This is a genomic window from Microbacterium sp., assembly GCF_029263575.1.
In the GTDB taxonomy this organism is placed as follows: Bacteria; Actinomycetota; Actinomycetes; order Actinomycetales; family Microbacteriaceae; genus Microbacterium.
Genome location: NZ_JAJUFV010000023.1, coordinates 20,137 through 28,547, shown reverse-complemented (window position 1 = coordinate 28,547; position 8,411 = coordinate 20,137). Strand labels below are relative to the sequence as shown.

The 8,411-nt window shown below is 66.3% G+C and carries 9 protein-coding genes and 1 tRNA gene; 4 read left to right on the top strand and 6 right to left on the bottom strand.

What is annotated here, in order from left to right; all coding sequences use genetic code 11:
* Positions 1-623: M20/M25/M40 family metallo-hydrolase (locus tag Q1J95_RS04210; protein ID WP_300266028.1), on the bottom strand; the 623-nt coding region annotated here is incomplete at its 3' end.
* Positions 624-733: 110 nt separating this feature from the next.
* On the opposite strand from Q1J95_RS04210, the gene Q1J95_RS04205 reads away from it, so the two are divergent.
* A tRNA-Leu gene (locus tag Q1J95_RS04205) sits at positions 734-816 on the top strand.
* A gap of 50 nt (positions 817-866) precedes the next feature.
* On the opposite strand, the gene Q1J95_RS04200 is transcribed toward Q1J95_RS04205, so the two are convergent.
* Both Q1J95_RS04200 and Q1J95_RS04195 read right to left on the bottom strand, forming a co-directional pair.
* Positions 867-1,961: a VIT1/CCC1 family protein gene (locus tag Q1J95_RS04200; protein WP_300266026.1), complete on the bottom strand. Its 1,095-nt coding sequence runs from the start codon at positions 1,959-1,961 to the stop codon at positions 867-869.
* Between the two features lie 125 nt (positions 1,962-2,086).
* Entirely contained in the window at positions 2,087-3,829 is a 1,743-nt protein-coding gene (locus tag Q1J95_RS04195) for a DEAD/DEAH box helicase (protein ID WP_300266025.1), read from the bottom strand.
* Positions 3,830-3,954: 125 nt separating this feature from the next.
* On the opposite strand from Q1J95_RS04195, the gene Q1J95_RS04190 reads away from it, so the two are divergent.
* Positions 3,955-4,785 carry an SGNH/GDSL hydrolase family protein gene (locus tag Q1J95_RS04190; RefSeq protein ID WP_300266024.1) on the top strand — a complete coding sequence of 277 codons (831 nt, stop codon included), beginning with the start codon at positions 3,955-3,957 and terminating at the stop codon, positions 4,783-4,785.
* On the opposite strand, the gene Q1J95_RS04185 is transcribed toward Q1J95_RS04190, so the two are convergent.
* Positions 4,786-5,586 carry an RNA methyltransferase gene (locus tag Q1J95_RS04185; protein ID WP_300266023.1) on the bottom strand — a complete coding sequence of 267 codons (801 nt, stop codon included), beginning with the start codon at positions 5,584-5,586 and terminating at the stop codon, positions 4,786-4,788. It lies immediately after the preceding gene.
* A gap of 76 nt (positions 5,587-5,662) precedes the next feature.
* Between Q1J95_RS04185 and Q1J95_RS04180 the strand changes: the two genes are divergently transcribed.
* Both Q1J95_RS04180 and Q1J95_RS04175 read left to right on the top strand, forming a co-directional pair.
* Complete coding sequence (locus Q1J95_RS04180; RefSeq protein ID WP_300266022.1) at positions 5,663-6,502, top strand: Sir2 family NAD-dependent protein deacetylase; 840 nt, start codon at positions 5,663-5,665, stop codon at positions 6,500-6,502.
* Entirely contained in the window at positions 6,499-7,116 is a 618-nt protein-coding gene (locus Q1J95_RS04175) for a histidine phosphatase family protein (RefSeq protein WP_300266020.1), read from the top strand. The genes Q1J95_RS04180 and Q1J95_RS04175 overlap by 4 nt, the downstream gene beginning before the upstream one ends.
* Positions 7,117-7,123: 7 nt before the next feature.
* Here the strand turns inward: Q1J95_RS04175 and Q1J95_RS04170 are convergent, their stop codons facing one another.
* Positions 7,124-7,930, bottom strand: coding sequence for a CoA ester lyase (locus Q1J95_RS04170; RefSeq protein ID WP_300266019.1), 807 nt, complete (start codon positions 7,928-7,930; stop codon positions 7,124-7,126).
* Positions 7,920-8,405: a MaoC family dehydratase gene (locus Q1J95_RS04165; protein ID WP_300266018.1), complete on the bottom strand. Its 486-nt coding sequence runs from the start codon at positions 8,403-8,405 to the stop codon at positions 7,920-7,922. Before Q1J95_RS04165 ends, Q1J95_RS04170 begins: the two co-directional genes overlap by 11 nt.
* Between the last annotated feature and the right edge of the window lie 6 nt (positions 8,406-8,411).

Here is an 8,411-nt window from a genome sequence, read left to right as displayed (position 1 = left end):
CGTCCCTTGGCCACGAGGCGAATCCATATCAGCGCCTTCTCTCCCAACTGCAGCAGGTACGCGCGCCGATCATCGACTGTGATCGAGTAGCCGCCGACCTCACTGATGGCCTCGGTCGCTCCAGCGAACCATTCCGGGCGATTCTTCACGACGAGCGCTGAACCCTCTACGCCGCCGTTCTCCTCATCGGCGAAGAAGGCCAATACGAGGTCACGTTCGGGCTGCTCCCCCGTGCGGAGAAGACCGGCGACGGACGTGAGAATCATCGCGTCCATGTTCTTCATGTCGACAGCGCCGCGCCCCCACAGCATTCCATCGCGCACCTCGCCGGCAAAGGGGTCTACGCTCCAGTCCTCTGCCACGGCGGGAACGACGTCGAGATGGCCGTGCACGACGAGCGCTGGTTTGTCAGGGTTTCGTCCCGGTACGCGCGCCATGATGTTCGTTCGCCTCGGAATGGGCTCGTAGTACTCCGGCGTGAGCCCGAGCTCTTCCAGATATGCACCGACGTATTCAGCCGCCTCGCGTTCGCCTTCGGCTTTTCCGCCTCCGAAATTCGACGTGTCGAAACGGATCAGATCTTGCGCGATGCGCACGACTTCCGGATGCGGTGACAGAGCCATGACCTCAGCCTACCGGCGTGGCACGGCGCGCCCGGGTCGGATACGAGTTCGTGACGACCTGTCGAGCATGGTAATGTTTTTCCTCGGTCGTCAACGACTTTTCATCACCTGCGCGGGTGGCGGAATGGTAGACGCGCTACGTTGAGGTCGTAGTGCCCGCAAGGGCGTGGGGGTTCAAGTCCCCCTCCGCGCACAAAATAAAAATGGCCCCCAGCCGGGGGCCATTTTCGTTTCGCGCTTCGCTCAGACAGCACCGACGCCGAAGCCGAGCCCGAGAGCGTAGGTGATCGCGGCGGCGCCGAAGCCGATCGCCAGCTGACGCAGTGCACGCCGCAGCGGCGGGCCGCCAGAGAGAATACCGACCATCGCACCGGTCGCGAGCAGCGCCGTTCCCACCAGCGCCAACGCCACAACGATCGCGACGAAACCCTGCAGCCCGAAGATCCATGGCAGCACCGGCACGATGGCGCCGGCGGAGAAGAGGAAGAAGCTCGACAGCGCCGCCGTCCAGTCGCTGCCGACGATCTCGTGGTCAGTGGCCCGAGCGCCCGCCGTCCCCGATGACGTGCGTCGCACACCCTCCTGCGCCGCGGCGATGATCCGCCTCGAGCGTGCCAGGGCCTCTTCCGGGTCCACACCGCGCGCCCGGTAGACGAGGGCGAGTTCGTTCTCGTCGATGTCGAGGTCGCCCGCCGCGTGCGCGACGTCGTCGTTTGCCTCCGTGGCTGCCAGCAGCTCCCGCTGGGATCGCACAGAGACGAACTCTCCCGCGCCCATCGACAGCGCCCCGGCGAGAAGGCCAGCGATGCCGCTGAAAAGTACGAAACTCGGTGCCACTCCGGTCGCTCCGATTCCGAGCACGAGCGCCAGGTTGCTGACGAGTCCGTCATTGGCGCCGAACACAGCGGCGCGGAACGAGCCGGAGAGTCGACGACGGCCCCGCGCGGCAAGGCCACGAACGACCTCGTAGTGGACCTTCTCATCGGCGCGCATCGCCGCAGTGGCATAGTGCTCGGAGTCGTATGGCGAACGCGCCTCGGCTGTCTGCGCGAGTGCGAGTACGAAAATCGACCCGAAGCGTCCCGCCATCCATCCCAGCAACGTCGAGCGGATGCCGGCGCGAGGTAGCTTCGCGGGTTCACCGCCGAGCAGGTCGAGCCAGTGTTGCTCGTGGCGGTACTCGGCATCGGCGAGGCTCTGCAGGATCTCGCGCTCTTCGCCAGATCTGCGCGCAGCAAGCTTCTGATACACCAGTCCTTCAGCGCGCTCCTCGACGAGATAGCGCGCCCAACGGCGGCGATCGGCTGCGGTCGGCTCTGCGGCTGCAGGCGCGGTCATGAATCCTCCCGGGTGGCCCCTGATCGGGCGACGTGCCCTCATCTGAGCAGCTTCAACGCTAGTCAGAACCTGGGCCACGTGAGCCCGAAATCTCCGGATTGCCAGTATTTCGGGGCCCCGAAGCTCTAGCTGCGAACGCGCTTTCTCAGCACGTCGATCCGCGACTGCAGCTGCGTGACCGTCGCCTGTGCCACCGCCGGGCCACCACAGATACGGCGCAGCTCGGCATGAACGGCGCCGTGCGGTTCACCCGCCTGACGCGCGTAGAGCCCCACCAGACTGTTCAAGAGCTGACGCTGCTCACGGAGCGTGCGATGCAGCGGCGGCGGCAACGTCGTCACCGCCTCAGGTGGCGCCTGCGCTTCCCGCGCCTCCCGCAAGCGCGTCTGCCGCGACTGGCGTTGCATGAGCAGCTCATGAACGTGCTCGGGTTCGAGCAGTCCGGGAATGCCAATGAACTCTTCTTCTTCAGGCGTGCCGGGCTCGGCGAGCTGGCCGAACTCCTTGCCTTCGAAGACGACGCGATCGAAGTGCGCGAGCGACGAGATGGCCTGATAGCTGAACTCCTGCGTCAGAGCGTCGGAGGCGTCTTCCTCTCGGTTGGCGGCCTCAAGCAGCGCGTCATCGAGGCCGTCGTCGTCTTTGTTCTGTCGGTCGAGAGCATGATCACGTTGCTTCTTGAGTTCGTTCGCCAACCCCATGAGCACCGGAACATTCGGGAGGAACACGCTCGCCGCTTCACCACGACGGCGAGCTCGCACGAAGCGGCCGATCGCCTGCGCGAAGAACAGCGGCGTTGACGACGATGTCGCGTACACGCCGACGGCGAGACGCGGAACGTCGACCCCTTCCGACACCATGCGGACGGCGACCATCCACCGACTCGTGTTGGCGCTGAAGCGCTCGATGCGTTCGGACGCCGCCGCTTCGTCTGACAGCACGATCGTCGGTCGCTCGCCCGTGAGCGAATGCAGGATCTTCGCATAGGCACGAGCGACCGTCTGATCTGTCGCGATCACGAGGCCACCGGCATCCGGAACATGGTGTCGAACCTCACTCAGCCGGCGGTCGGCGGCCGAGAGCACGGCAGGCATCCACTCGCCCTCCGGGTCAAGGGCGGTGCGCCAGGCCTGGGATGTCACGTCTTTCGTGTTGTCTTGCCCAAGATGGGCCTCGAGTTCGTCTCCGGCGCTCGTGCGCCAGCGCATCTTGCCGGCGTACATGTGAAACAGCACCGGACGCACCACGCCGTCGGCCAGAGCGCGACCATAGCCGTAGTTGTAGTCGGTGGTCGACACGCGTGCACCAGACTCATCGGGCGCGTACGTTACGACGGGAATGGGGGCGGTATCGCTGCTAAACGGCGTACCCGACAGCAGGAGACGCCGTTTCGCCGGCCCGTACGCGTCGCGGATCGCATCACCCCAGCTGAGAGCGTCGCCGCCGTGGTGCACCTCGTCGAGGATGACGAGCGTCTTGGCGTCTTCCGTGAGGTGGCGGTGCACCGACGATTTGGCCGCCACCTGCGCATAGGTGACGACGACACCGTGATACTGCCGCGACGGAGCCCAATGACTGTTGCGAAAGCGCGGATCGAGACGGATGCTCACGCGCGCCGCCGCATCGGCCCACTGCGTCTTCAGATGCTCGGTGGGAGCCACAACGATGACCCGATTGACCTCGCCGATGCGCAGCAGCTCGACGGCGAGCGTCAAAGCGAATGTCGTCTTACCGGCCCCGGGTGTAGCGGCGACGAGAAAATCACGCTGATCACGATCGAAATAGGCGTCCAACGCCTCGCGCTGCCAGGCGCGCAGCTTGTCAGCCGTCCCCCACGGGGCACGCTGAGGGTAGGACGGAGAGAGCATCGCCTCAAGCGTAATAGCTCCCGGAGACATCCGATGCGCGCCCGATCGCACCGCCGACGCTTGCCCGGTAAGCTCGTTCCCGGCGTGGCCGCACCTGTGCCGCGACGGTTGCAGAGGAGACCTCGATGGCCGATCACCAATCGCCCCGACCCCCAGAAGTTCCCCACGACAGCGCTCACCCCTGGCGTCGTTTCGTCGCGATCGGGGATTCATTCACCGAGGGCATCGGAGACCCCGATCCGAACGTGCCCGATGGCCACCGAGGCTGGGCCGACCGCGTCGCCGAAGTGCTCTCGCAGCAGGTCGAAGACTTCGCCTACGCGAACCTCGCCGTTCGAGGAAAGCTCATCGCGCAGATCAGTGCCGACCAGATCGAGCCGGCCGTCGAGCTGCGGCCCGATCTCATCTCCATCTGCGCGGGCGGCAACGACGTCATCCGCCCGGGAACCGATCCCGACGCCATCGCCACCCAGCTCGAGGATGCCGTATCGCGACTGGCGTCTACCGGTGCCGCGATCGTGCTGTTCACGGGTATCGACACGAGCTTCACACCGGTGTTTCGCCCCTTCCGCGGCAAGGTCGCTATCTACAACGAGAACGTTCGAGCCATCGCCGACCGTCACGACTGCATCGTCGCCGACCAATGGGCGCTCAAGACCGTGCAGGATCCCCGGTTCTTCGACGATGACCGACTGCATTTCAACGCGCTCGGCCACCACGAAGTCGCTCGCATGGTGCTGCGTGCGCTCAACGTGCCCAACGATCTGCAACCGATGCAGCCCGATCCCCTGCCACCGCGCACCTGGCGGCAGGCTCGCTCCGAAGACCTCGGCTGGGCCCGCGAGCACCTCGTGCCGTGGGTGCTGCGACGGCTGAACCACCAGTCCTCCGGCGACAACGTCACACCGAAGCGCCCTGAGCCCAGCCCGGTCGTCCCACCGGCGAAGGACGGCTGACTACCGCGACAGCGCCCACAGGGCGATCGCGGCGGCCGAGGCGACGTTGAGCGAGTCCACTCCCCCGTGCATGGGAATCGTCACGACCTGGTCGGCGAGGCGAAGCGCGGCGTCGGACAGCCCGCTTCCCTCTGTGCCCAGCGCCAGCGCCACTTTCTCGGGACGCCTGGCTGCATAGGCATCGAGCGGCACAGCGTCATCGCTCAGCGCGAGGGCTGCGATGGAGAATCCCGCCGTCCGAAGTTCGGCTGCGGTGTCCGGCCACGTGCCCATTCGTGCCCAGGGAACGTGGAAGACTCCGCCCATGCTCACCTTGACACTTCGGCGATAGAGCGGGTCGGCACAGCGCCTCGATACCAGCACGGCGTCGGCGCCGAGCCCAGCCGCAGCGCGAAACGCAGATCCGACGTTGCTGTGCTCGATCAGATCTTCCAGGATGAGCACCAGGTTGGCATCGCGCACCAGTTCGGCAAGCGAAGGCTGCACCGGCCGATGCATTGCCGCGAGTGCCCCACGATGCACCGGATAGCCGGTCACCTGCTCGGCGACTTCGTCGGGCACGAGGTAGACCGGTGTGTCGCTGTCAGTCAGGATCTCTTCGACACCGGCCAGCCAACGGCGCTGAAGCATCACCGATCGTGGCCGGTGTCCTGCCGCGACAGCGCGGGCGATGACCTTCGCCGACTCCGCGATGTACAGCCCGCCGTGGGGCTCCTGCACGCGACGCAGCGCCGTGTCTGTGAGACCGCGATAGTCGGCGAGCCGCGGGTCGCCGGCATCCGTCACGTGTTCCACATGCATGGAGACCACTCTGCCATCTGACTGTACCCGCCGAGTGCCCCCGATCCAACGCCGTAGACTCGAGGAGGGAGGTTCCGTGACCGTGACGACCAGTGCCGCGTTGACCGCTGGCATCGCCCAGTCAGCCGACCTGCTTCACGGCAAGCCCATCGCCGTCCTCACCGGCGCCGGCATCTCGACAGACTCCGGCATTCCCGCCTACCGCGGCGAAGGCGCACCTCCTCGCAGCGATCCGATGACCGCGCAGCGTTACCTCGCCAATGAGGCGGCCCGGCGCAGATACTGGCTCGGCGGCCATCTCGGCTGGCGCGCGTTCGCCGCCGCAGAGCCCAACACCGGTCACATCGCCCTCGCCGAGATGGAACGCGATGGCGTCGTCTCGGGCGTCATCACACAGAACGTCGACGGGCTCCACCTGCGTGCGGGAAGCGCCCGAGTCATCGAGGTGCACGGCACCATGCGCCGCGTCACCTGTCTGCGCTGCGCTCAGGTGTTCGACCGGCGCGATATCGCAACGCAGATCGAGACGCTGAACCCGTGGCTCAACGTGCCAGAGAACGTCGTACTCAATCCCGACGGCGACGTCGCACCGGAGAGCGTCGATGCTTTCACCGTGCCGAGCTGCACCGTGTGCGATGGGATGCTCAAGCCCGATGTGGTGTTCTTCGGCGAATATGTCCCCACCGACCGCTTCCGCGCAGCCGAGTCACTGCTGCGCGCCAGCGAAGCGCTCATCGTGGCGGGTTCCTCGCTTGTCGTCAACTCTGGCGTTCGCCTGGTCGAACGGGCTCGGCGTCGCGGCATCCCTCTGATCATCATCAATCGCGAACCGACCCGCGCCGACAGTTGGGCGCATGTGACGCTCACCGGCGGCACGGGCGAGGTTCTGCCCGCACTTCAGGAGCTTCTCGCGTGACCTTTCTCACTCTCGTTCGCCACGGCCAGACCGATTGGAACCTCGAGCGTCGCATTCAGGGAACCACGGATATTCCTCTGAACGACACCGGACGCGACGATGCCCGCACTGCGGCGGCGCTGCTCGCCCAGCACACGCACCATGCGATCTACGCGAGTCCGCTCGTGCGTGCGCACGAGACCGCGCAGATCATCGCCGACCAGCTGGGGTTGGAATCACCGCAGCCCGCACCCGACATGCGCGAACGCGAGTTCGGCGCGGGTGAGGGTCTCCTCGTGGAGGAGTACCTCGAGACCTACCGCGACTGGCAGGGCCTCCCCGATGGCGCCGAGTCGCTTGACGAGGTTCGCGATCGCGCGATCAGCGCTCTCGACGCCATCGCCGCGGACGCACGCCGACGCTCTGCCCCGCAGGCGGAGTCGGTCATCGTCGTCACCCATGGCGGGGTGATCCGCTCGCTCCTGCACCACGTCTCCGGAGGAACGCTGCCGCGCGAAGGAGAAATGCTCCGCAACGGGTCAGCGCACCGTTTCGTCGCGGCTCCCGGACTGCTGCGCCTGCTCGATCCGAGTGTCGTGGATGCGCCAGTCACGGTCGACGTCCCGGCATCCTGAGACCCCGTCAGCTCGCGTAGGCCACCACGGAGCGGGCATGACGCAGCAACGGCTCATCGATCATCCGACCGCGGAAGCGAAACACCCCGCCCTCGTCCTGCGCCGCAGCCAGTACGTCGCGCGCCCAGGCGACCGTCTCGGCATCCGGCTGGTACGCGGCACGGATGATGGAGACCTGCCCGGGATGAATGCACGCTGTTGCGCGGAAGCCGGATGCCACCGCATCCGCCGCTTCGGCTGCCAGGCCGTCTGTGTCCTCGATGTCGATGTGCACCGCGTCGATAGCTGCCTTCTCGTGCGCGGCGGCCTCCATCAGCACCCGTGATCGGGCGTAGCGCGCGGCATCGCGATAGGTTCCGTCGGCTCGACGGCTGGAGGTGCCGCCGAGCGAGGCGAGCAGATCCTCCGCTCCCCACATCAATGCCACCACGCGCGGATGGGCCGAGATCTCCGCGGCGTTGCTGATGCCTTTCGCCGTTTCGCACAGCGCGATGAGCGCGACGTCGCCGCCGAGGGCGTCCAGCCCGGCGGCGCTTTCGGTTTTGGGGACCATCACGGTGCGAAAGGGGGACGCCATCACCATCGCGAGGTCGTCGGCGAAATATTCCGAGTCGACAGCGTTGACGCGCACGATGACGCGGGACGGGTCAAGCGAGGAGGCGAGGATGTTCTCCCGCGCGGATGCCTTGGCCTCGGGCGCGACCGCATCCTCGAGGTCGAGGATCACCGCGTCAGCGCGGTCGATGGCCTTCTCGAACCGCTCGGGGCGGTCGGCGGGACAGAACAGCAGCGCGGGCCCGAGGTCAAAGCTCATCCGATCCCTCCTTCGGCAGGCAGTGCATGAGCGCCGTGCGCGTGGCCTTGGCGACGATCACATCGTCCTGATTGCGTCCGACGTGCGCGAAGGTGCAGATGCCCTGCCCCGGTCGCGATGACGAGAGCCGTTTATCTGTGACCGTGGTCTCGGTGTAGAGCGTGTCTCCCGCGAAGAGCGGATGCGGGAAGGCGATGTCACCGAGCCCGAGCTGGGCGACCAACGTGCCCTGGGTGAGCTGCGCGACCGAAGCTCCGACCATTGTCGACAGCGTCCACATGGAGTTCATCAGCCGCTGACCGAACTCCGCACTTTCAGCGAACGCGGCATCGAGGTGAAGCGCCTGTGTGTTCATCGTCAGGGTGGTGAACAGCACGTTGTCCGCCTCGGTGGCGGTGCGTCCTGGCCGATGCAGGTATCGCGCGCCGAGTTCGAGCTCTTCGTAGTAGAGCCCTCGCTGAAGAATGTCGGTCATACTCTC